Raw genomic sequence first — 22,284 nt, forward strand, 5'->3', positions numbered from 1 at the left:
CGGCGGGCGCCCCTCACCGTCATACCGGACCCACGCCCCCTCCGGAGCCAACGCCTGACCGTCCACGAACTCGCCCGTCTCCTCCAGCCGCGCCGCGAAGTCGTTCATGTACTGCACGTGCGCCGAGATCTCCTCCGGCGTCCACCGGTCCATCGGCACGTCGTTGACCGCNGCCGGGGCACCCCGGTAGTGCTTCAACAGCAGGTACTTCGCCATCGTGGTTCTCCTCGGTACTCGTGCGACCCCCGGTGGATGCCGCCTTCACCCCCAGGACGGAGCAGGACACGGGTTCTCGACATCGCCGTCCGACTTTTTTGGAATCTCGCGGCCAGGAGGCGCCCTGGGAGAGGGGCGGAGACGCCGCTGAGGGTCCCCGTCGGAACGTCAGCCGCCGTCCGCGACCGCCTGCGCCTGGGCGCGGAGCCGACGGACCGCCTCGGCGGGATCATCAGCACCATAGACGGCGGACCCGGCCACGAACACGTCCGCACCGGCTTCGGCGCACCGTTCGATGGTGCTCGCGGAGACCCCACCGTCCACCTGGAGCCACAGCTCGAGACCGTGCTTGTCGATGAGCTGCCGGGTCCTGCGGATCTTGGGCAGGGTCACGTCCAGGAACTGCTGGCCGCCGAAACCCGGCTCCACCGTCATCACCAGCAGCATGTCCAGTTCTGGCAGCAGGTCCTCGTACGGCTCGATCGGCGTGGCCGGCTTCAGTGCCATGGCCGCCCGGGCACCCAGCGCCCTGATCTCGCGGGCGAGCCGGACAGGAGCGGCAGCCGCCTCGACGTGGAAGGTCACCGACCCGGCACCGGCCTCGACGTACCCGGGGGCCCACCGGTCCGGATCCTCGATCATCAGGTGGCAGTCCAGCGGGGTGTCGGTCGCCCGCCGCAGCGACTCGACCACCGGTGGGCCCAGGGTGAGGTTGGGAACGAAGTGGTTGTCCATGACGTCCACGTGGAGCCAGTCGGCTCCGGACACCGCGCGGGCCTCGTCGGCGAGGCGCGCGAAGTCCGCGGACAGGATGCTGGGGTTGATCTGCACGGCCATGGGGCCAGTATCGCGGCGTGGCTCCGGGGGTGCGGACGGTACCCCCGACCACCCGAGCGCCCAGTCCGGAATGCCGGTTCTATCTGATCATTTTAGGATGCTCGCGAGGCGAGTTGTCCCGCGAGCGGAGGGAAGCAGTTCACCCCTGCTCTTCGCCTGCCGTCCGGCAGGGGAACCACGGGACCGAAGGGGCCCGGATGCACAGCGATCAGGACCGTGCCGCGTCGGAGGCCGAACGGCCCCGGCCGCCCGAGCCTGGCCGCGCCGAGGCGCTCGCCTCCGTGGACACCGGGGTGGTCCACTGGCGCCACGGGACCGGGCAGGTCGAGCTGGACCCGGAGGCCGCCAGGCTCCTCGGGCTGCCCGCGGAACCCACGGTTCTCGGCACCGGCCAGCTGCGGGCCCGCCTGCACCCCGAGGACTGGGTGGAGCTGTGGGAGCGTGCCGAGCTGGCCCGCGAGGAGGGGTCGCTCGTGGAGGTCACGCTGCGGGTGGTCGCCGAGGACGGACGAGTGGAGCACGTGCTCCAGACCCGGATGCGCGCAACCGGCGAGGGACGGGTCGAGGAACTCGTCGGCACCCTCCACGAGCAGTACCGGCCCACCCGTCTCGAGGCGGCCGGGGCAGAGTCCCGTCCCCCGCCCGCCGAGGAGTGGCGTCGGGCCCGTGAGGCGTTCCTGCTGGACGCGGGCCGGGCCCTGGCCGAAGCCAAGGACACCGGCGACGTGCTCAGGGTCACCAAGGCCCTGTCCCTGCCCGGCCTCACCCCGGACGGACTCGTCGTCTACGTCCGGGAGGGGGACGTGCTCCGCGTGATCGGCACCTCCGGGTACGACCCGGAGGACTCGTGGGCCCGCGAGTCGATGCGGCTGGACGCCGGCCACCCCGCCACGGAGGTGACGCGCACCGGGCGGCCCGTGTACGTCATGACCCAGGAGGAGTACGCGGAGCGCTTCCCCTACGCCTGGAACCTCGTGCGGAAGTACGACCGGCACTCCTGGGCGATCCTGCCGTTGATCGCCGAGGGCCGCACCGTCGGGGCCTGGCTGGCGGCCTTCCGGGCCCCGGCGCGGTTCACCCCCGACGACCGGGCGGTCCTCACCACCATCGCCCGCATGCTCGGACACGCACTGGAGCGGACCAGGCTGTACGAGTCGGAGCGGGCCATGGCCGACGCGCTGCAGCGTGCCATGCTCCCGGTCCGTGCCCCCCAGGTGCCCGGGATGACGGTCACGGGCCGCTACCTGCCGACCGGCACCCTCCAGGTGGGCGGCGACTGGTACGACGTGATCCCCCTGCCCAACGGCAGGACCGCCATCGTCATCGGTGACGTGGAGGGCCACGACGCGCACGCGGCAGCGGTGATGGGGCAGCTCCGGATCGCGCTGCGCGCCTACGCGGCGGAGGGGCACCGGCCCGACGCGGTGCTCACCCGGGCCGGTCGCTTCCTGGTGGGACTGGAGACCGAACGCTTCGCCACCTGTCTGTACGTCGAGGTCAACCCGGAGTCCTGCGAGCTCAGCCTGGCCCGGGCCGGGCACCTGCACCCTGCCTTCCGCCTGCACGACGGCACCAGCGTGGTCCGCCCGGTGCCCGGTGGGCTCCCCCTGGGCATCGACCCCCACGACGAGTACCCGGTGAGCCACCTCGCCCTCGAGCCCGGCGAAGTGATGCTGATCCTCACCGACGGGCTGCTGGAGGCCGGCGGCCACGACCTGGTCACGGGCGGTCAGCGGATCCTCCGGGTGATGAGCGAGCCGATCGGCCCCTCGCTGGAAGCCATGGCCGACCGGTTCATCAACGCCGTCCACGGACCGGGGGCCTGGCGGGAACGGGGCCGGTTCAGCGACCAGCGCCAGGACGACATCGCCTTCGTGCTGCTGTACCGCGAGACCGGGCGGGCTCCCGCGCCGGCCCGCCGCACCGCGATGACCATCTCCCAGGCCGAGACCAACCGGATCGCCTACGCCCGCGCCGAGATCCGGGCCACCCTCTACGACTGGGCCGTCCCCGACCTGGTGGACACCGCGGTGCTGCTGTCCTGCGAGATGCTCACCAACGTCCTGGTGCACACCGACTCCGACGCGGCGCTCTCCGCCGAGCTCAGCGGGACCAGGGGGCACCGCAGGCTTCGGGTGGAGGTCACCGACCGCAGCGACGAGATGCCGCGGCGACGCAGCCCCGGCGAACTGGCCTCCTCCGGTCGGGGCCTGGTGCTGCTGGACGCCCTCTCCGACGCCTGGGGCGTCGAACCCCGCGGTGAAGGCAAGATCACGTGGTTCGAGCTCGCGGAGCACCGCGGCACCTCCGACGTGGCGCTGGAGGAACTCGACGACGCCCGGCTGGACGGCGGGCCGGAGCCCGGTGGCGGCGCCGGGGAGAAGGAACCGTTGGACGCCTTCGGCCTCGACGAGGAGCAGGACCAGCCGCGCGGGTGGTGACGCCGGTCAGCCGGTGCGGCGCAGCAGGGCCAGGTACATCGCGTCGGTACCGTGCCGGTGCGGCCAGAGCTGGATGTCCGGGCCTTCCCCGAGGTCGGGGACGCCCGGCAGGAGCGGACGGGCGTCGACCCACTCGGCCGCGGCGGGGGGGCCGCCCCTGCCGCGCAGCACGTCGTCCACCACCGCCCGGGTCTCCGCCAGGTGCGGCGAGCAGGTGGCGTAGCCGACGACGCCGCCCACCCGCACCGCTTCCAGCGCGGAACGCAGCAGCCCCCGCTGCACCGGCCCGAAACCCGACACGTCCTCGGGGCGGCGGCGCCAGCGCGCCTCGGGACGGCGGCGCAGCGCCCCGAGCCCGGTGCAGGGCACGTCCACCAGGACCCGGTCGAAGGAGCGGGGGCGCCACGCGGGCGCGGTGCCGTCCGCGACGACGACCTGGTGGGCACCGCCCTGACCGGCCAGGGCCCTGGCCACCAGCCGGGCCCGGTGCGGCTGTTTCTCCGCGGCGACCAGGGCGGCCCCGCGTTCCGCCGCGAGCGCGGCCAGCAGCGCGGCCTTGCCGCCGGGCCCCGCGCACGCGTCGAGCCACCGCCGGTCCTCCCCGTCCACCTCGGCGGCGGCCAGGGCGAGCGCCACCAGTTGGCTGCCCTCGTCCTGCACGCCCGCCCGGCCCTCGCGGACCGCGGGGAGCTCCGCGGGGTCGCCGCCGGCGGCCAGTCGCACCGCGCGGGGTGACCAGCGGCCGGGTTGCCCGCCTCCCTCCGGCAGTTCCCCGAGCAGTTCCCCGGGGTCGGTCCGACGGGCCACCAGGGTCACCTCGGGGCGCTCGTTGTCGGCGGCGAGCAGGGCCTCGATCTCGGAACGGTCCCCGCCGAGGGCGTCCCACAGCGCGGAGACCACCCAGCGGGGGTGGGAGTGCACCACCGACAGGTGGTCCTCCGGGTCCTCGTCGTACGGCGGGGCGACGAGCTCCAGCCACCGCGGCAGGTCATGCGCGGTGATCCGGCGCAGCACCGCGTTGACGAACTTGGCCCGGCCGTCGCCGAGCACCACCCGGGCGAGGTCCACGGTGGCGGAGACGGCGGCGTGCGCCGGTACCCGGGTGCTCAGCAGTTGGTGGGCGCCGAGCGCCAGCACGTCGAGCACCGGTGGGTCCACCTCGCGCAGCGGGCGGTCCACGCAGGCGGCGATGATCGCGTCATAGCTGCCCTGTCGGCGCAGCGTCCCGTAGACCAGTTCGGTGGCGAACGCGGAGTCCCGCCGGTCCAGTTCCCCGCGGCCCTCGGCCTCGGCGAGCAGGGCGGGCAGCACCAGGTTGGCGTAGGCGTCCCGTTCGTCCACGGCCCGCAGCACCTCGAAGGCGAGCAACCGCACCGGGTCCCGGCGGGGGCGGCGGTACGGCCGGCGGGTCGGGCGGCCACGGTCGGCGGCCGGTGGCACGCGCGTCACCCGCCCAGCCGCTCGCCGGGTTCCAGCCGCGTCCCACGGGCCCAGTCCGCGGCCCGCATCCGCTTCCGGCCCTGCGGCTGGACCTCGGTGAGCTCCACGGCGTGGCTGCCGGTGCCGACCCGCACGGCGTTCCGCTCCACCGCGAGCTCCCCGGGGAGCAGGTCGCCCCGCTCGCGGTCGAGCCGCACGGGGGCCAGCTTGAGCCGTTCCCCGCGGAACGTGGTCCAGGCCCCGGGAGAGGGGGTGCAGCCGCGGACCAGCCGGCCCACCCGCAGGGCCGGGGCGGCCCAGTCCACCCGGGCGTCCCCGACAGTGATCTTGGGTGCCAGGGTGACGCCGTCGGCCGGCTGGGGCACCGCCTGCAGCGAACCGTCAGCGATCCCGTCCATGGTGGCGACCAGCAGCCGGGCGCCGGAGCGGGCCAGCCGGTCGAGCAGGTCACCGCTGGTGTCGGTGGTCCTGATCTCCTCGGTGACCACGCCGAACACCGGCCCGGAGTCCAACCCCTCCTCGATGAGGAAGGTGGTGGCGCCGGTGACCTCGTCGCCGGCCATCACCGCGTGCTGCACCGGCGCGGCGCCTCGCCAGGCGGGCAACAGCGAGAAGTGCAGGTTCACCCAGCCGCGGGTGGGGATGTCCAGGGCCACCTTGGGCAGCAGCGCCCCGTAGGCCACCACAGGGCAGCAGTCCGGGGCCAACTCCCGCAGCCGGTCGAGGAACTCCGGGTCCCTGGGCCGCGACGGGCGCAACACCTCGATCCCCGCCTCCTGTGCCCGCACCGCCACGGGGCTCGCGGTCTGTCGGCGCCCGCGCCCGGAGGGGGCGTCGGGCCGGGTGACCACGGCCACCACCTCGTGCCGGTCGGACGCCAGCAGGGCGTCCAGTGCGGGTACGGCGGCGTCCGGGGTACCGGCGAAGACGAGCCTCATCGTGGGTGTGGTGTCCTTCACTTCTCGGGTGCGGCCAAGTCTAGGGCGTGTCGGCACCGGGGCGCCGGGCAGCCCGGGACCCGGGTCCGGGCCGCCCGCGGGGCCGGTACCGTGCTCCGTCCCGAGGGGGTGCGGTGTGGCGGGAGCGGGGTTCGCCGGGGTTCTGCGTGACCCAACAGGAGGCTGGCGCGTTGGTCAAAGGAGATTGACCGCGACGGGCCGGCTCCTGCGGCCCGTTTCCAGCTCCGCCGGTTCGAGAGGCATTCTCATGGCCGACCACGCCACCCACGACGCCCAGGCCAGGGCCAGTCTGCACCTGTTGGTGCGGGACATCGAGCGGGTTCGCCGCCAGGTGGACGCCCTGCGCACCCTCACCGCGCAACTGGGCAACGTCTACCGGCCGCGCCGCACCGGGCCCTCAGCGGGCTTCGTGGTGTACGGGCGCGCCCCGGCACCGACCGTCCGGCTCGCCCAGGAGCTGCGGGACAGCGTGGAGACGCTGGTCACCGCGGCGGTGGACTTCGACCGTTCCCTGGGGTTCTCCTGGGACGCGGTGGGCTCGGCGCTCGGTGTCACCAAGCAGGCGGTGCACCGGCGCTACGGCGCCCGGCGGCCCGGCACCCGGGACACCGAGGCCAAGCTCCCGGAACAGCAGGTGGTGCACCGGAGCCTGCCGGTCAGCCGAGCGGCGCAGCCCCGTCCGCTGGACCAGCGCCCCGGCGCGTTCCCGGCCCCGCGCAACGGCTGACGCCCCGCACCCGGCCCTTCGGCTCCCCCGGCGCCGCGCCCCAGGACCACGGCCGCCGAGGTGGCGAGCACGGTCAGCCGATGTCCGGTGGGTCGATGCGCACCCGCACCGGCTCGGCCCCCCGGGCCAGCCGGACGGCCTGGGCCGCCTTGAGCGCCGTGGCCAGCGCGGCGCCACTCCCCGGGGGCACCCGCAGCAACACCCGGTCCAGGGGTGGGGCTGCCGGGTCCGCCGCGGGTGCCGGGACCGGGCCGAGCACGCTGGTCTCCGGCGGCAGGGAGGCAGTGGCGACCACGTCCGCGACCGCCGCGGCCGTCCCGGTGACCGACGCCATCCGGGACACCGGGGGCAGCCCGAGCTCGGCCCGTTCGGACAGCTCCCGCACCGCGTGCCCCACCGGGTCCCATCGCACCAGGGCCTGCACCGGCCGCAGCGAGGGCTCGGCGACCACCACGACGGTGCCGCCGTCCGCTGCGGGCCTGACCAACGCCGCGGCGGCCAGCCACCGTCGCAGCGCCTCCTCCCCCGCCCGCAGGTCGGGACGGTTCAGCAGCACCCAGCCGTCCAGGAGCAGCGCCGCGGCATAGCCCCCCTCGGCCACCGGTTCCGCCCCGGGGGTGGAGATCACCAGCGCCGGGGCGTCGCTCACCGAGGCGAGCACGCCCTCGCCGCCCGGGCCGGCCCGGCCCGAGGTGCGCACCGGCACGTCGGGGAACGCCCGGCCGAGCTCGTCCGCGGTGCGCCGGGCGCCGACCACCTGGGCGCGCAGCCGGGTGCCACCGCAGGCGAGGCAGTGCCACGCCACCTCCAGCCGGCCGCACCAGCCGCAGTGCAGGACCCGGTCGTCGGCGCGCAGCTCCAGCGGGCCGGCGCAGACGGCACAGCGCGCCGCGGTCCGGCAGCGCTGGCAGGACAGCCGGGGGACGTATCCCCGGCGGGGCACCTGGACCAGCACCGGCCCCCTGGTCAGCCCGTCCCTGGTGACCCGCCAGGCCAGCGAGGGCAGCCGGGCCGTCCTCGCGGCGGCGTCCCGGGCCGCGTCGGCCTCCTCGACGGTGCGCACCAGGGGGCCGGCGGCCCGCACGACCTGACGGGGGGCGGTCAGCGGCAGCGCCCACCGCCCGGCGACCAGTTGGGCGGCCTCCGCGGTGCAGCCCAGGCCGCCGACAAGGAAGCCGGCGCCCTCGGTGGTCGCCCGCAGCACCAGGACCTCGCGGACGTGCGGCTGCGGCGCGTGCGGCTCGCTGTGGCTGGAGTCGCCGTCGTCCCAGATCGCCACCAGGCCCAGGTCGCGCACCGGGGCGAACATCGCCGAGCGGGTGCCGACTACGGCCCGGACCGCGCCCCGGCTCACCGCCAGCCACCGTCGGTACCGCTCCTGGGGGCCGGAGTCAGCGGTCAGCACCACGTGCCGCCCCGCGCCGAGGAGCCCGGTGAGCGCGGAGTCCACCCGTCCGGCCGCCCGCCCGTCCGGGACCACCACCAGGGCCCCCCGGCCGGACGCCAGGGTCGCGACGACAGCGGTGGCCAACTCCCGGGGCCAGTGCGGGCCGGGCAGCGCCGTCCACACCGCCCGCGGGGTGCCTCCGCCCTCGAGCGCGCGGAGGAAGGCCGGGCCGGTGGGGTAGCGGGACCACGTGCCGGGCTCGGGGGCGGTGGGGGGCGGCAGCGGTTCGGGAGCGTCGGCCGCCTCTGCCCGGCCGTGACGCGGTGGGACGGCGAGCTGGAGGACGTCGGCCAGGGTGCCGGCGTAGCGGTCGGCGACCGCCCTGGCGAGACGGAGCAGCTCGGGAGAGAGCACCGGCTCGGGGGAGAGCACCGAGGAGAGCGGGGCCAGGGGGCCCTGGTAGTCGCTGGACTCGAGGCGTTCGACGATGAACCCGTCCACGAGCTGCCCCCCGGCGCGCCGGCCGGCCTGGCCGCGTGCGACATGGCCACCGAACCGCACCCGCACCCGGGCGCCCGGCACCGCGTCGGCGTCCATGGCGGCGGGGACCGCGTAGTCGTAGAACCGGTCGAGGTGGGACAGCGCCTTGTCCACGGCGACCCGGGCGACCGGCAGGTGGTCGCTGATCGCGGCCGCGGTGCGCGCCCGGGGCCTGGACCTGCGGACGGCCGCCCGGATCAGCGCCAACTGCTCGGGGCCTCGCTCGTCCGGGGCCTTGTCGCTGTCCACTCCCCTGTCCTACCAGACGGCGAGGACAGCCCGGTGCGACGGCCGGGGGCCCGGCGGGGAGACGGGAGCCGGTTCGGGCCGGGCGGTCGCCCAGCGCCGTGTCCGTTGCTCCACCCTGGTCGCGCGTGCTCCACGCCGACGCCGTTTCCGCCGGGGAGTCAGCCGAGGTGCTGCTGGAAGAAGGCGGCTGCCTCCCCGCCGACTCGCACGCGGACAGCCGGGTCGGCGGGTTCCGGGGCGAAGAAGTCGTCGTGGCGGACATCGGGGCCAGCCGAACGGCCACTCGCCGTGGGGACGTGCTCCAGGTAGGGCCTGGTGTCGACTTCGTACGGGTTGACGGTGTCGGCTCCACCCCAGCGGATGCCGACTGGCACCTTCACGGCTGCCAGGCTCTCCGGGGTCACGAGACCACCGGCCCCGGGAGCCACCTGGAAGACCGCCCGCACTCGGGAATCCGAGAGGTCCGCTGCGGCGGCATCCAGAGCACGTCGCGACGACTCGTCCAGTGGGTGCTTCCTCCGCAGCGCCTCCAGGGCGCCGGGGAACTCGGGGATCTCCGGGAGGCGGACCGCCCCCGTGAGCACCGCCCACACGATCTGCGGATCGACACGGGCCCCTGCGAGGGCCGCCGCCGTGTAGCCGCCGAGGGAGAAACCCGCCACACCGACCGGGCCGAGGAGCTCTTCCCGGGCAAGCGCGTCGAGGGCGAGGGTGACGTCCCGGGGCCGGTCCCACACGTGGAGGAAGCCCTCCGGCTCGTAGCCGTCGACGTGGTTGTTGCCGTGGTGGTCGAGGGCCACGACCCGGAAACCCGCCTCGTGCAGCGGACGTACCAGCCACTCCATGGTGCTGCCCGAACCTCCCGTGCCGTGCGAGACGACAACCAGGGGAGCGGGTGTGGCCCGTGGGCGGCTCGGCTCCCACAGGTAGAGACGGACAGGACGCGGGCGAGCCGGATCCCGCAGGTCACTTCGGGACTCGTCGTGCAGGACACGTATCAGCGGCTGTCCCTGCCCAGAGGTCGTCATGGCGACATCGTAGGGAGGCTCGCGCCCCGAGTGCCGGCCTCCCGGCCGGCCCGACGGGTGCCCCTCTGCCCCTTCACCGAGGTGGTTCCTGGTCTCGTCGATCCCTCGCCGCCACGCGCTGGGCGTGGCCGGAGCGACGAGCGGGGGGCACCCGCGGAGCGGACCGGTCCCCGCGGCAGCGCCGCGGGGACCGGGTTCGGTACGGGATCGGGCTCAGGCCCCAGCGGCGGCGCGGAGCTGCTCCACCCGGTCGGTGCGCTCCCAGGTGAAGTCGGCCAGCGGCCGGCCGAAGTGGCCGTACGCCGCGGTCTGTGCGTAGATGGGCCGCAGGAGCTGCAGGTCCCTGATGATCGCTGCGGGCCGCAGGTCGAACACCTCGCCGATGGCCTTCTCGATCCGCGCCACGTCCACCGTGGCCGTGCCGAAGGTCTCGACGAACAGACCGACCGGCTCGGCCTTGCCGATGGCGTAGGCCACCTGCACCTCGCAACGGGTGGCGAGCCCGGCCGCGACCACGTTCTTGGCGACCCAGCGCATGGCGTACGCCGCGGAGCGGTCCACCTTGGACGGGTCCTTGCCGGAGAAGGCTCCGCCGCCGTGCCGGGCCATCCCGCCGTAGGTGTCGATGATGATCTTCCGCCCGGTGAGCCCGGCGTCACCCATCGGGCCGCCGATCTCGAACCGGCCGGTGGGGTTCACCAGCAGCCGGTACCCCTCGGTCTCCAGCTTGATCCCGTCCTCGAGCACCGCAGCGAGCTCGGGCTCCACCACGAACTCGCGGATGTCGGGGGCGAGCAGGGATTCCAGGTCGATGTCCGAGGCGTGCTGGGAGGAGACGACGACCGTGTCGAGTCGGACCGCCTTGTCGCCCTGGTACTCGATGGTGACCTGGGTCTTGCCGTCCGGGCGGAGGTAGGGGATGGCGCCGTTCTTCCGGACCGCCGAGAGCCGCTGGGAGAGCCGGTGGGCCAGGGTGATCGGCAGGGGCATCAGCTCGGGGGTCTCGTCGCAGGCGTAGCCGAACATCAGACCCTGGTCGCCTGCGCCCTGCCGGTCGAGCTCGTCGGTGTCCCCGTCCACCCGCTGCTCGTACGCGGTGTCCACGCCCTGGGCGATGTCCGGGGACTGGGCCCCGATGGACACCGACACGCCGCAGGAGGCGCCGTCGAAGCCCTTCTTGGAAGAGTCGTAGCCGATCTCGAGGATCTTGTTGCGGACCAGGGACGGGATGTCGGCGTACCCCTTGGTGGTCACCTCACCCGCGACGTGCACGAGGCCGGTGGTGATCAATGTCTCCACAGCGACCCGTGACGACGGGTCCTCCTTCAGGAGGGCGTCGAGAATGGTGTCGCTGATCTGGTCGGCGATCTTGTCTGGGTGACCCTCGGTCACGGACTCCGAAGTGAACAGGCGGCGAGACACATCGCTCCCTGGGGTTGCAGCGGCTGCTGGCTGGCCCTCCCCGTCCGCACGGCGGCCGAGGAGGTGGTTCCGGAACCGCTCAGGAGCTGCGCCTGGGGCGATTCCGCCGCCAGTTTATCGCCAACCCAGATTCTGCGGCTGCACCGTCTCGAAGCCTGGATCGAACCGGGGCTGAATTCTCCTCAACGCAGACGCGCCCGGACCAGGTCCCAGACGATGTCCGCGAGGGCCTCCTTGGGTCCGAACGGCACCGGGGTCTCGCTGCCGTCGGCGCCGAGGACCACGGCCTCGTTCTCCCCCGTGCCGAAGGCCTTGCCGTTGCCGACCTCGTTGACGACCAGCAGGTCACAGCCCTTGCTGGCCAGCTTGGCGCGGCCGTTCGCCAGCACGTCGTCGGTCTCCGCGGCGAAACCGACGACCACCTGGTCGGCCCGCGCCCGGTGGGCGGCGAGATCGGCGAGGATGTCCGGATTCCGAACCAGCGCGATCGGGGCGGGCTCCTGCCCCGCCACCTTCTTGATCTTCCCGGAGGCGTAGGTCGCGGGCCTGAAGTCGGCGACCGCGGCGGCCATGACCACGGCGTGGGCGTCCTCGGCCGCCGCGCGGGCCGCCCGGTGCAGCTCCGCGGCGCTCTCCACCCGCACCACGTCCACCCCGGCCGGGTCGGGAAGCTCGGCGTTGGCGGAGAGCAGGGTCACCCTCGCCCCGCGGGCCGCCGCGGTGCGGGCCAGGGCGTAGCCCTGCCGGCCCGAGGAGCGGTTGCCGAGGAAGCGCACCGGGTCGAGCGGCTCCCGGGTGCCCCCGGCGCTGACCACCACGTGACGGCCGGCGAGGTCGGCCGTCCACCCCTCGGCGGTGGGGGCCGCGGCACGGGCCAGCACCCGGCGGCAGACCTCGAAGATCTCGGCGGGCTCGGGCAGCCGCCCCTTGCCCGTGTCCACCCCGGTCAGCCGGCCGACGGCGGGCTCGATCACGATCGCCCCGCGACGCCGCAGGGTGGCGACGTTCTCCCTGGTGGCCGGGTGCTCCCACATCTCGGTGTGCATCGCGGGGGCGAACACCACCGGGCAGCGGGCGGTGAGCAGGGTGTTGGTCAGCAGGTCGTCGGCCAGGCCGTGGGCCGCCCTGGCCAGCGTGTCCGCGGTTGCCGGGGCCACGACGACCAGGTCGGCGTGCTGCCCGATGCGCACGTGCGGCACCTGGTGGACGTCGTCCCACACCTCGACGGCGGCAGGGTGCCCGGACAGCGCCGCCCAGGTCGCCTCGCCGACGAAGCGCAACGCGGAGGCGGTCGGCACCACCCGGACGTCGTGCCCCGACTCGGTGAGGCGGCGCAGCAGCTCGCACGCCTTGTAGGCGGCGATGCCACCGCTGACTCCCAGGACCACGCTGGGCTTGCCCATGCCCGTGTCTCACTCCTTCGGCCGAGGTCAGGACCGGTGCCGCACCTCGGGCCCGGTGGCCGCAACGGCACCACCGGGCCCATGTCGGTCGGTCCGGTCGGCACCGCCTGGGTGCCGACCGGGCCGTGTGGGGTTACTGGCCCTGTTCGAGGGACTCGGAGGTCAGCATCCCGGCGTTGATCTCGCGCAGCGCGATGGACAGCGGCTTCTCGTGGACGTGGGTGTCCACCAGCGGCCCCACGTACTCCAGCAGGCCCTCGCCGAGCTGGGAGTAGTAGGCGTTGATCTGCCGCGCGCGCTTGGCCGCGTAGATGACGAGGCTGTACTTGGAGTCCGTCGCCTCGAGCAGCTCATCGATCGGCGGGTTGATGATGCCCTCGGGCGCGGTGAGAGAAGAGGACACGCTCTACCTTCTTTGTCGGACGTCAGGCCCGCCGGTGAGCGGGGTTCCGCTCGGCGGATGACCGCAGCGGGCGCGGTCGGGTTTCGGGACCGGTGGACACTCGGCCTGCCGCGGTCACGCCGGGCCCCTGTACCGGGTGGGCCAGGCGCCGCTGGTCCTGCGTGGCGCCGGTCCCGTGTGGCGCAGGTCCCGTGTGCTGCTGGCCTCGTGTGTCGCCGGCCTCGTGTGTCGCTGGTCTCGTGTCGCTGGCCCGGGTCCGGGACCCGGGTCAGTCCCCTGAGCTCGGGGAATCCTCCCCAGAGCAGTCGAGCATCAAGGCTAGCAGTTCGTGCGCCACCTTCTGGACGGAGGTGTTGACCAGGGTGACGTCGAACTCCGGCTCCGCGGCGAGCTCCACTTTCGCGGCCTCGAGCCGGCGCTCGATCACCTCGGGGGGTTCGGTTCCGCGCCCGGTCAGGCGTCGCACCAGTTCTTCCCAGGAGGGGGGAGCGAGGAAGACGAGCCGGGCGTCGGGCATCGACTGGCGCACCAGCCTCGCCCCCTGGAGGTCGATCTCCAGCAGCACCGGCTCGCCCCGTTCGAGCCGCTCCATCACGGCTGCGCGCGGCGTGCCGTAACGGTTGCCGGCGAACTCCGCCCACTCGAGCAGTTCGCCGTTGGCGATGAGCTTGTCGAACTCGTCGTGCTCGACGAAGTAGTAGTGCACCCCGTGTTGCTCGCCGGGCCTCGGCTTGCGGGTCGTCGCCGACACCGAGAGCCAGGCCTCGGGGTGCTCCTTGCGCATATGGGCGACGACCGTGCTCTTGCCGACCCCGGAAGGGCCGGAGAGCACGGTCAACCGCGGACGATGGGTCATGGACCGATTATCCCCGAGGGCCACCCCCGCGCGTGCACGGAAGTGCCGCTGCCCGGTGGCGGACTCCCGGGGAACCGTCCCTCCCGCGGGGCAGGACCCCGCGGCACGCCGGAGCCACCGGCTCCGGCGTCATCCGGGCACGTCAGGCCGTGCCGCCGCCGAACTCACGCTCCAGGGACGCGATCTGGTTGGAGCCGAGGCCACGCACCCGACGGCTCTCGGAGATGCCGAGCCGCTCCATGATCTGCTTGGCCCGGACCTTCCCCACACCGGGGAGGGACTCCAGCAGTGCCGAGACCTTCATCTTGCCGATCACGTCGTTCTCCTGGCCGGCCTTGATGACCTCGTGCAGGGACGCACCGCTGTGCTTGAGCCGGTTCTTGACCTCGGCGCGCTCCCGGCGAGCCTCAGCGGCCTTCGCGAGCGCGGCTGCGCGCTGTTCAGGGGTCAGGGGCGGAAGTGCCACGCCTAGTCACCTCAGTGGGAGTTCGAATATCTGGATTGAGTCGCAGAGGAACCTAGTGGCTCGGACGGAAGCCGAGCAACGAGAAACGCCCTGCTGGTGGAACCTACCGCCGGAGCGTAGCCCGCTTGAACAGTCCCGTCAGGAAAAGAAACCGAAAAGTCCAGATCAGCCGCCTGCGACTTGCGCTTTTGGGTGCGAAACGGACTATTTTCCTTGATGAAATTCCCTGCTCAGCCACTGTGGGGTCGCTCGCCCCGGACGACTGCTCACTCACCCCGGGCCTGTCTGATAAATCCTGTTCGGGGCACCGGCGGACGGCGCTCCGCATCAGACGGTCCCCAGGGCGGACCGTGCCTCGTCGCAGAACCGGGCCGCCGCGGAACGCAGGGCCGGGACCGAGGGGCCGTGCCGCAGCACCCCGCGGCTGACGCTGGGAACCACCTGGCCGGCGGCGCTCCCGAACAGCGCCGGCAGATCCGCCGCCGTCGCCCCCTGGGCCCCGATACCTGGGGCGAGCAGCGGCACACCGGCGGGCACCTCCACCCCGGCGCGGGCGAGGGTGGCACCGAGGACCGCGCCGACCGCGCCCAGCGGCGCCGTCTGCGCCGCCGCGTCGGCCGCGTTCTCGGCGGCGATCCGGTCCAGGACCGCCTGCGCCACCGAAACGCCGTCCGACCCGACCGCCCGCTGCACCTCGGCGCCCTCCGGGTTGGAGGTCAGGGCGAGCACGAAGACCCCGGCGCCGTGGGCCCGCGCGGTGTCCAGCGCCGGACGCAGGGAGCCGAAGCCCAGGTAGGGGCTGACGGTCAGCGCGTCGGAGCACAGCGGGCCCGACGGGTCCAGGTAGGCGGCGGCGTAGGCGGCCATGGTGGAGCCGATGTCCCCGCGCTTGGCGTCCATCAGCACCAGCGCGCCGGCCGCCCTGGCGTCCGCCACCGCCCGCTCCAGCACCGCGATGCCGCGCGAGCCGAAGCGTTCGAAGAACGCCGACTGGGGCTTGACCACGGCGACCCGGTCGGCCAGCGCCTCCACCGTGGTCCGGGTGAACCGTTCCAGACCCGCCACGTCGTCACCCAGACCCCAGGCGGTGAGCAGCGACGGGTGCGGGTCGACTCCCACGCACAGCGGGCCCCGGGCGCGGAGGGCGGCGGTCAACCGGGCGCCGAACGGCTGGATGGCGGCGGGGGTGGTGCTGGTCATCCGGAACGCTCCTGGCGGTGCGCGCGTCGGGCGGCGACGGCGGGCTGGTGGTCGGGGTCGGTGACGGCCTGGGCGGGGTCCGTCCCGGCAGGGTCCGTCGGGACGGGCTCGGTGCCCGCCCGGTCCTCCTGGGCCGGCTCGGTGGGGGACGGGGGCGGGTCCACCGCCGCGCCCACCGCCTCCGCCAGGGTGCGGTGGGGGCTGGCCTCGAGCAACGCGGCGAGCCCGCGGTGCAGCCGCCGGTTCCACAAGGGCCCGTGGTAGATGAACCCGCTGTACCCCTGGACCAGCGTGGCACCGGCGAGAATCCGCTCCCAGACGTCCTCGGCGGTCTCCACGCCCCCGACGCCGACCAGGGTGAGCCGGTCACCGGTGCGGGCCCGCAGCCTGCGCAGCACCGCCAGGGAGCGGTCCTTCAGCGGCGGACCGGACAGGCCCCCCGGTCCCAGCCCGGCCACGGTGGTGGCGTCGGTGGCCAGACCGGCACGGCCGACGGTGGTGTTGGTGGCGACGATGCCGTCGAGGTCCAGCCGCAGGGCGAGGTCGGCGACGGCGTCCACGTCCTCGTCGGCGAGGTCCGGGGCGATCTTGACCAGCAGCGGGACCCGGCGGCCCGCCGCGGAGTCGGCAGCCTCGCGGACCGCGGTGAGCAGCGGCTCGAGCCGGTCCACCGCCTGGAGGTCGCGAAGCCCCGGGGTGTTGGGAGAGCTGACGTTGACCACCAGGTAGGCGGCGTACGGGGCCAGCCGCTCGGCGCTGGTGACGTAGTCCTGGACCGCGTCGGCCTCGGCGACCGCCTTGGTCTTGCCGATGTTCACCCCGATGACCACCCTGCGCCGCCAGGGCTGGCCGGCCCTGGCGGCGAGGCGGGCCGCCACCGCCGCGGAGCCCTCGTTGTTGAAGCCCATCCGGTTGACCAGCGCCCGGTCACGCGGCAGCCGGAACAGGCGCGGCCTGGGGTTGCCGGGCTGCGGTTCCGCGGTGACGGTGCCGATCTCGACGTGGTCGAAACCGAGCATGGACAGCCCGTCCACGCCGACCGCGTCCTTGTCGAACCCGGCCGCGAGGCCGAACGGGCCGGGCATGTCCCGACCGAGGGCGTGCACCGCCAGCGTGGGCCGGGGTCGGGCGAGCAACCGGGCCAGCAGGCTGCGCACCCCCGGCAGGGCGGCGGCGATCCGGATGGCGGTGAAGGCCCGGTGGTGGGCCTGCTCCGGGTCCATCCGGCGGAACACCAGCCTGAACAGCAGGGCGTACATCGGCGGTGGTTCCTCCTTCAGCCCTGGCGGGCGGCGACGAGATGGTCCGCGTGCTCCTGGAGCGAACGGACGCTGACCTCGCCCCGGGTGACCGCGTCCACGCCCTGGACCGCCGCGACCAGTGCCTGGACGGTGGTCAGGCAGGGGATGCCACGGGCGACCGCCGCGGTGCGGATGTCATACCCGTCCAGCCGGCCCCCGGTGCCGTACGGGGTGTTGACGATGAGGTTGATCTCGCCGTTGTGGATCAGCTCGACCACTGTCGGCTCCCCGTGGGGCCCCGGGCCCTCGCTCTTCTTGCGCACCACGGTCGCCTCGATGCCGTGCCGCCGCAGGACGTCGGCGGTGCCGGAGGTGGCCAGCAGCTCGAACCCCAGGTCGGCCAGGGCCCGGGCCGGGAGCGCCAGGGAGCGCTTGTCGCGGTTGGCCACCGAGACGAAGGCACGGCCCTTGGTGGGCAGCGGCCCGTACGCCGCGGCCTGCGACTTGGCGTAGGCGGTGCCGAACACCGAGTCGATGCCCATGACCTCGCCGGTGGAGCGCATCTCCGGGCCGAGCACGGTGTCCACGCCCCGGCCGTGCACGTCCCGGAACCGGCTCCAGGGCAGCACCGCCTCCTTGACCGAGATCGGGGCGTCGGGCGGCAGGGTGCCGCCGTCGCCCGTGGCCGGCAGCAGGCCCTCGGCCCGCAACTCGGCGATGGTGGCGCCGAGGCTGATCCGGGCGGCTGCCTTGGCCAGCGGCACGGCGGTGGCCTTGGACGTGAACGGGACGGTGCGGGAGGCACGGGGGTTGGCCTCCAGCACGTACAGGACGTCCCCGGCCAGCGCGAACTGGATGTTGATCAGCCCGATCACCCCGACGCCCCGGGCGATGGCCTCGGTGGAGGCCCGCAGCCGCTTGATGTCGTACCCGCCCAGGGTGATCGGGGGCAGCGCGCACGCCGAGTCGCCGGAGTGGATGCCGGCCTCCTCGATGTGCTCCATGACCCCGCCGAGGTACAGCTCGGTACCGTCGTACAGGGCGTCCACGTCGATCTCTATGGCGTCGTCGAGGAAGCGGTCCACCAGCACCGGACGGTCGGGGCTGATCTCGGTGGACTCGGCGATGTACGTGGCCAGGCGCGCCTCGTCGTAGACGATCTCCATCCCTCGTCCACCCAGCACGTAGGAGGGCCGGACGAGGACGGGGTAGCCGATCTCGTCCGCGATGACCTTGGCCTCGGGGAACGAGGTCGCGGTGCCGTGCCTGGGGGCCGGGAGGCCCGCCTGCGCCAGCACCCGTCCGAAGGCCCCGCGGTCCTCGGCGAGGTGGATGGCCTCCGGCGGGGTGCCGACCACCGGCACGCCGCTGTCCTTCAGCGCCTGCGCCAGCCCCAGCGGGGTCTGGCCGCCGAGCTGCACGATCACCCCGGCGACCGGCCCGGCCTGGGTCTCGGCGTGCACGATCTCCAGGGTGTCCTCCAGGGTGAGCGGCTCGAAGTACAGCCGGTCGGAGGTGTCGTAGTCGGTGGAGACCGTCTCGGGGTTGCAGTTGACCATCACGGTCTCGTAGCCGAGGCCGTCGTTGGCCGGTCCCTCGCGCAGCGCGAACGAGGCGTGGACGCAGGAGTAGTCGAACTCGATGCCCTGGCCGATCCGGTTGGGGCCGGAGCCAAGGATGATCACTGCTGGCCGGGTGCGCGGCGCGACCTCGGTCTCCTCGTCGTAGGACGAGTAGAAGTACGGGGTCCTTGCGGCGAACTCGGCGGCGCAGGTGTCCACCGTCTTGTACACCGGGCGCACCCCCAGGCGGTGCCTGGCGGCCCTGACCAGGGCCTCTCCGTTCTCGCCGAGGCCCCGCACCGCCGCGATCTGCGCGTCGGAGAAGCCGTGCCGCTTGGCCAGGCGCAGCTCCTCGGCGCCGAGCTGGTCGGCGGCGGCCAGTTCCTCGGCGATCTCGTGGATGAGGAAGAGCTGGTCGAGGAACCACGGGTCGATCCTGGTGGCCTCGTGGAGCTGCTCGGGGGTGGCTCCGGCCCGGATGGCGTCCATCACGGTGTTCAGCCGCCCCTCGGTGGGAACGGCTGCCCGGTCCAGCAGCTCGGCGAGGTCCCCGGGGTCGCCGGTGAACGAGAACTGGCTGCCCCGGCGTTCCATCGAGCGCAGGGCCTTGTTGAGCGCCTCGGGGAAGTTCCGGCCGATCGCCATGGCCTCCCCCACCGACTTCATCGTCGTGGTGAGGGTGGAGTCCGCGGCCGGGAACTTCTCGAACGCGAACCGCGGCACCTTCACCACCACGTAGTCGAGGGTGGGCTCGAAGGACGCGGGGGTCTGCTCGGTGATGTCGTTGGGGATCTCGTCCAGGGTGTAGCCCACGGCGAGCCGGGCGGCGATCTTGGCGATCGGGAACCCGGTGGCCTTGGAGGCCAGCGCGGAGGACCGGGACACCCGCGGGTTCATCTCGATGACGATCACCCGGCCGTTCTCCGGGTTCACCGCGAACTGGATGTTGCAGCCACCGGTGTCCACCCCGACCTCACGGATCACCGCGATGCCGATGTCCCGCAGGACCTGGTACTCGCGGTCGGTGAGGGTCATCGCGGGCGCGACGGTGATGGAGTCGCCGGTGTGCACGCCCATCGGGTCCAGGTTCTCGATGGAGCAGACGACGACCACGTTGTCGTTGCGGTCGCGCATCAGCTCCAGCTCGTACTCCTTCCACCCCAGTACGGACTCCTCGAGGAGCACCTCGGTGGTCGGGGACAGGGCCAGGCCCTGCCCGGCGATGCGGCGCAGCTCCTCCTCGTCGTGGGCGAAGCCGGAGCCGGCGCCGCCCATGGTGAACGAGGGGCGGACCACGACCGGGTAGCCACCGAGGGCCTCCACGCCGGCGACCGCCTCGTCCAGGGTGTGGCAGATCACCGAGCGGGCGGACTCGCCGTGGCCGATCTTCTCCCGGACCGCCTCGACCACGGCCTTGAAACGGTCGCGGTCCTCGCCCTTCTCGATGGCCTCGACGTTGGCACCGATCAGTTCCACACCGTAGCGGTCCAGGACCCCCGAGGTGGCCAGCGCGATCGCGGTGTTCAGGGCGGTCTGGCCGCCCAGGGTGGGCAGCAGCGCGTCGGGGCGCTCCCTGGCGATGATCTTCTCGACGAACTCGGGGGTGATCGGCTCCACGTAGGTGGCGTCGGCGATCTCCGGGTCGGTCATGATGGTGGCCGGGTTGGAGTTGACCAGGATCACCCGCAGGCCCTCGGCCTTGAGGACCCGGCAGGCCTGGGTGCCGGAGTAGTCGAACTCGGCGGCCTGGCCGATGACGATCGGGCCTGAGCCGATGACCAGGACGGACTTGATGTCGGTGCGCTTAGGCACGCTGGTTCTCCATGGGGCTGGGCGTGCTGTCGCCGCACATCAGCGCGACGAACCGGTCGAACAGATATGCCGCGTCGTGCGGCCCGGCCGCGGCCTCCGGGTGGTACTGGACGCTGAACGCGGGGCCGTCCAGCAGTTCGAGCCCCTCCACCACGCCGTCGTTGAGGCACACGTGGGAGACCCGGACCCTGCCGAACGGGGTGTCGCTGACCCGGTCCACCGGGGCGTCCACCGCGAAGCCGTGGTTGTGGGAGGTGATCTCCACCTTTCCGGTGGAGCGGTCCTGCACCGGTTGGTTGATCCCCCGGTGGCCGTACTTGAGCTTGTAGGTGCCGAAGCCCAGCGCCCGACCGAGGATCTGGTTGCCGAAGCAGATCCCGAAGACCGGGGTGCGCCGCCCCAGCAGCTCGCGCATCAGCTCCACCGGGCCGTGGGTGGCAGCCGGGTCACCCGGGCCGTTGGAGAAGAACACCCCGTCCGGGTTCACCGCGTCCACCTGCTCCAGCGTCGCCGAGGCGGGCAGGACGTGCACCTCCAGGCCCCGTTCCGCCATGCGGCGCGGGGTCATCGACTTGATTCCGCAGTCGATCGCGGCCACCGTGGCCAGTTTGCGTCCCTGGGCGGGGACGACGTAGGGCTCGGGGGTGGAGACCTCGTCCGCCAGGTCGGCACCGGCCATCTGGGGGGAGGCGGTGACCCTGGCCAGCAGTTCGGCCTCGTCGGCGAGCGCCGCCCCGGAGAACACGCCGACGCGCATGGCGCCGCGCTCCCTCAGGTGGCGGGTGAGGGCCCGGGTGTCGATGCCGCTGATGCCGACCACACCCTGGTCGGCGAGGTCGTGTTCCAGGGGGCGGCGGGAGCGCCAGTTGGACGGGATCCTGGCGGGCTCACGGACCACGTAGCCGCTGACCCAGATCCTCCGGGACTCGCCGTCCTCGTCGTTGACGCCGGTGTTCCCCACGTGCGGGGCGGTCATCACCACGACCTGCCGGTGGTACGACGGGTCGGTGAGCGTCTCCTGGTAACCGGTCATGCCGGTGGCGAACACCGCCTCGCCGAAGGTCTCGCCCTCGGCGCCGTAGGCCCGGCCGCGGAAGGTCCGCCCGTCCTCCAGGACGAGCAGGGCCGGCCCGGCGGCAAGGGAGGGTGGGGTGGTCATGGTGCGCCTTTCTGGTCGTGCGGGGACGGCGGGGAGTGTGCCGGCCGCTCCCCGCTGACGGGGGTGGCGGCGGCCGGGACGGCGCCGTCGCTGAGTCCCGTGACGGCCCGCACCCACGCGGCGTGCTCGGCCGGGTGGTCAGCCCGGAAGCCGGAGTCCAGGAGCCGACCGCCGTGCTCCCAGGTGATCACCAGCAGGCCGCCCTCGGTGAGCACCTTGCCGGCGATGCCCTTGTCGAGGCGGGCTCCGCGCAGGGCGGCGGCGGGGATGTGGAAGTCCGTGGCGCCGGGACGCCGGACGGTGACGCCGTCCCGGTCCAGTGTCACCTCGGCGAGGCTGCGGGTGCCCAGGCCGTGCGCCACGATGCGGTCCAGCCAGTCACCGGCGGTGGTGGTGCCGTGGTAGCGGCCGGTCAGTTCGGCGAGCGGGCCGCCGCACGGGGCGGGCACCCCGGGCAGCTCCGGCAGGTCGCGCTGGCGGGAGCCGCGGCGCCGCCAGGCCCGCCACATCAGCGCGTAGGCGAGCGCCACCAACAGGGCGAGGCCGATCACCCAGAGCAGGCGCTCACCGAGGTCGGTGGTCTCCGCGGAGCGCTCACCCGTGGCGAGCGCGGCGACGTGGGTGAGCGGCGTGTGCGTGATGGAGGTCATACCAGCTTCCCGTCGAGGACTGTGGGTGTGCCCCGCAGGAAGGTCGCCACGACCCGGCCGGGAAGCTCCATCCCCGCGAACGGGGTGTTCCGACTACGCGAGACCAACCCCGCAGGATCCACCACCCCACGGTAAGCCGGATCCACCAACGTCAGATTCGCCGGCTCACCCACCGCCACCGGCCGACCATGCCCCCCAAGACCACCAATCCGCGCCGGACGCACCGACATCCGATCCGCCACCTGCGCCCAATCCAACAACCCCGAATCCACCATCACCCGCTGCA

At 73.5% G+C, this 22,284-nt stretch carries 17 protein-coding genes and 2 pseudogenes; 2 read left to right on the forward strand and 17 right to left on the reverse strand.

The features are described 5' to 3' along the window. Positions 1 to 216, reverse strand: a pseudogene (locus A3IG_RS0123285) (YciI family protein); the annotation flags it as partial. A gap of 168 nt (positions 217 to 384) precedes the next feature. Continuing rightward, positions 385 to 1,053: a ribulose-phosphate 3-epimerase gene (gene rpe, locus A3IG_RS0123290; protein ID WP_018386007.1), complete on the reverse strand. Its 669-nt coding sequence runs from the start codon at positions 1,051 to 1,053 to the stop codon at positions 385 to 387. A 197-nt stretch (positions 1,054 to 1,250) separates the two neighbouring features. Here rpe and A3IG_RS0123295 point away from each other — a divergent pair, with 197 nt between their 5' ends. Then, complete coding sequence (locus A3IG_RS0123295) at positions 1,251 to 3,494, forward strand: SpoIIE family protein phosphatase (protein ID WP_018386008.1); 2,244 nt, start codon at positions 1,251 to 1,253, stop codon at positions 3,492 to 3,494. 6 nt (positions 3,495 to 3,500) lie between these two features. On the opposite strand, the gene A3IG_RS0123300 is transcribed toward A3IG_RS0123295, so the two are convergent. Both A3IG_RS0123300 and fmt read right to left on the reverse strand, forming a co-directional pair. Next, complete coding sequence (locus tag A3IG_RS0123300) at positions 3,501 to 4,943, reverse strand: RsmB/NOP family class I SAM-dependent RNA methyltransferase (RefSeq protein WP_018386009.1); 1,443 nt, start codon at positions 4,941 to 4,943, stop codon at positions 3,501 to 3,503. Next, positions 4,940 to 5,872, reverse strand: coding sequence for a methionyl-tRNA formyltransferase (gene fmt, locus A3IG_RS0123305; protein ID WP_018386010.1), 933 nt, complete (start codon positions 5,870 to 5,872; stop codon positions 4,940 to 4,942). Before fmt ends, A3IG_RS0123300 begins: the two co-directional genes overlap by 4 nt. Positions 5,873 to 6,140: 268 nt before the next feature. On the opposite strand from fmt, the gene A3IG_RS0123310 reads away from it, so the two are divergent. Next, the gene (locus tag A3IG_RS0123310) at positions 6,141 to 6,620 is read left to right on the forward strand and encodes a hypothetical protein (RefSeq protein WP_018386011.1); all 480 of its coding nucleotides are present in this window, start codon (positions 6,141 to 6,143) and stop codon (positions 6,618 to 6,620) included. 73 nt (positions 6,621 to 6,693) lie between these two features. On the opposite strand, the gene A3IG_RS0123315 is transcribed toward A3IG_RS0123310, so the two are convergent. The 13 genes and pseudogenes from A3IG_RS0123315 to A3IG_RS33015 form a co-directional block, all read right to left on the reverse strand. Continuing rightward, entirely contained in the window at positions 6,694 to 8,796 is a 2,103-nt protein-coding gene (locus A3IG_RS0123315) for a primosomal protein N' (protein WP_018386012.1), read from the reverse strand. 158 nt (positions 8,797 to 8,954) lie between these two features. After that, positions 8,955 to 9,824, reverse strand: coding sequence for an alpha/beta hydrolase family protein (locus A3IG_RS0123320; protein WP_236719066.1), 870 nt, complete (start codon positions 9,822 to 9,824; stop codon positions 8,955 to 8,957). Positions 9,825 to 10,037: 213 nt separating this feature from the next. Further along, the gene (metK, locus tag A3IG_RS0123325) at positions 10,038 to 11,246 is read right to left on the reverse strand and encodes a methionine adenosyltransferase (RefSeq protein WP_026220586.1); all 1,209 of its coding nucleotides are present in this window, start codon (positions 11,244 to 11,246) and stop codon (positions 10,038 to 10,040) included. A gap of 182 nt (positions 11,247 to 11,428) precedes the next feature. Beyond that, entirely contained in the window at positions 11,429 to 12,649 is a 1,221-nt protein-coding gene (gene coaBC, locus A3IG_RS0123330; RefSeq protein ID WP_018386015.1) for a bifunctional phosphopantothenoylcysteine decarboxylase/phosphopantothenate--cysteine ligase CoaBC, read from the reverse strand. Between the two features lie 133 nt (positions 12,650 to 12,782). Beyond that, positions 12,783 to 13,052: a DNA-directed RNA polymerase subunit omega gene (gene rpoZ, locus A3IG_RS0123335; RefSeq protein WP_018386016.1), complete on the reverse strand. Its 270-nt coding sequence runs from the start codon at positions 13,050 to 13,052 to the stop codon at positions 12,783 to 12,785. A 268-nt stretch (positions 13,053 to 13,320) separates the two neighbouring features. Further along, on the reverse strand, positions 13,321 to 13,908 hold the full coding sequence (gmk, locus tag A3IG_RS0123340; protein ID WP_040912169.1) for a guanylate kinase: 588 nt from the start codon (positions 13,906 to 13,908) through the stop codon (positions 13,321 to 13,323). Positions 13,909 to 14,050: 142 nt separating this feature from the next. Next, positions 14,051 to 14,374: an integration host factor gene (locus A3IG_RS0123345; RefSeq protein ID WP_018386018.1), complete on the reverse strand. Its 324-nt coding sequence runs from the start codon at positions 14,372 to 14,374 to the stop codon at positions 14,051 to 14,053. A gap of 327 nt (positions 14,375 to 14,701) precedes the next feature. After that, positions 14,702 to 15,574: an orotidine-5'-phosphate decarboxylase gene (gene pyrF, locus A3IG_RS0123350; protein WP_018386019.1), complete on the reverse strand. Its 873-nt coding sequence runs from the start codon at positions 15,572 to 15,574 to the stop codon at positions 14,702 to 14,704. Then, entirely contained in the window at positions 15,571 to 16,833 is a 1,263-nt protein-coding gene (locus A3IG_RS0123355; protein ID WP_018386020.1) for a quinone-dependent dihydroorotate dehydrogenase, read from the reverse strand. Before A3IG_RS0123355 ends, pyrF begins: the two co-directional genes overlap by 4 nt. A gap of 17 nt (positions 16,834 to 16,850) precedes the next feature. Next, positions 16,851 to 20,189, reverse strand: a complete 3,339-nt coding sequence (gene carB, locus A3IG_RS0123360; protein WP_018386021.1) for a carbamoyl-phosphate synthase large subunit — start codon at positions 20,187 to 20,189, stop codon at positions 16,851 to 16,853. Beyond that, positions 20,182 to 21,348, reverse strand: coding sequence for a glutamine-hydrolyzing carbamoyl-phosphate synthase small subunit (carA, locus tag A3IG_RS0123365; protein WP_018386022.1), 1,167 nt, complete (start codon positions 21,346 to 21,348; stop codon positions 20,182 to 20,184). Before carA ends, carB begins: the two co-directional genes overlap by 8 nt. After that, positions 21,345 to 21,998 (reverse strand): PH-like domain-containing protein, encoded by a 654-nt coding sequence (locus A3IG_RS0123370; RefSeq protein WP_018386023.1) that lies wholly within the window; start codon positions 21,996 to 21,998, stop codon positions 21,345 to 21,347. The genes carA and A3IG_RS0123370 overlap by 4 nt, the downstream gene beginning before the upstream one ends. Then, positions 21,995 to 22,284: pseudogene (locus A3IG_RS33015) on the reverse strand (dihydroorotase); the annotation flags it as partial. The pseudogene A3IG_RS33015 and the gene A3IG_RS0123370, both read right to left, overlap by 4 nt.

The sequence above is a fragment of the Wenjunlia vitaminophila DSM 41686 genome (assembly GCF_000380165.1).
Classification (GTDB): Bacteria; Actinomycetota; Actinomycetes; order Streptomycetales; family Streptomycetaceae; genus Wenjunlia; species Wenjunlia vitaminophila.

Excerpts from the sequence above, each read along its gene's own strand:
- carA (WP_018386022.1), bottom strand. The coding sequence starts at position 21,348 with ATGACCACCCCACCCTCCCTTGCCGCCGGGCCGGCCCTGCTCGTCCTG.
- A3IG_RS0123355 (WP_018386020.1), bottom strand. The coding sequence starts at position 16,833 with ATGTACGCCCTGCTGTTCAGGCTGGTGTTCCGCCGGATGGACCCGGAG.
- pyrF (WP_018386019.1), bottom strand. The coding sequence starts at position 15,574 with ATGACCAGCACCACCCCCGCCGCCATCCAGCCGTTCGGCGCCCGGTTG.
- gmk (WP_040912169.1), bottom strand. The coding sequence starts at position 13,908 with ATGACCCATCGTCCGCGGTTGACCGTGCTCTCCGGCCCTTCCGGGGTC.
- A3IG_RS0123310 (WP_018386011.1), top strand. The coding sequence starts at position 6,141 with ATGGCCGACCACGCCACCCACGACGCCCAGGCCAGGGCCAGTCTGCAC.
- fmt (WP_018386010.1), bottom strand. The coding sequence starts at position 5,872 with ATGAGGCTCGTCTTCGCCGGTACCCCGGACGCCGCCGTACCCGCACTG.
- A3IG_RS0123320 (WP_236719066.1), bottom strand. The coding sequence starts at position 9,824 with ATGACGACCTCTGGGCAGGGACAGCCGCTGATACGTGTCCTGCACGAC.
- A3IG_RS0123370 (WP_018386023.1), bottom strand. The coding sequence starts at position 21,998 with ATGACCTCCATCACGCACACGCCGCTCACCCACGTCGCCGCGCTCGCC.
- A3IG_RS0123295 (WP_018386008.1), top strand. The coding sequence starts at position 1,251 with ATGCACAGCGATCAGGACCGTGCCGCGTCGGAGGCCGAACGGCCCCGG.
- coaBC (WP_018386015.1), bottom strand. The coding sequence starts at position 12,649 with ATGGGCAAGCCCAGCGTGGTCCTGGGAGTCAGCGGTGGCATCGCCGCC.
- rpe (WP_018386007.1), bottom strand. The coding sequence starts at position 1,053 with ATGGCCGTGCAGATCAACCCCAGCATCCTGTCCGCGGACTTCGCGCGC.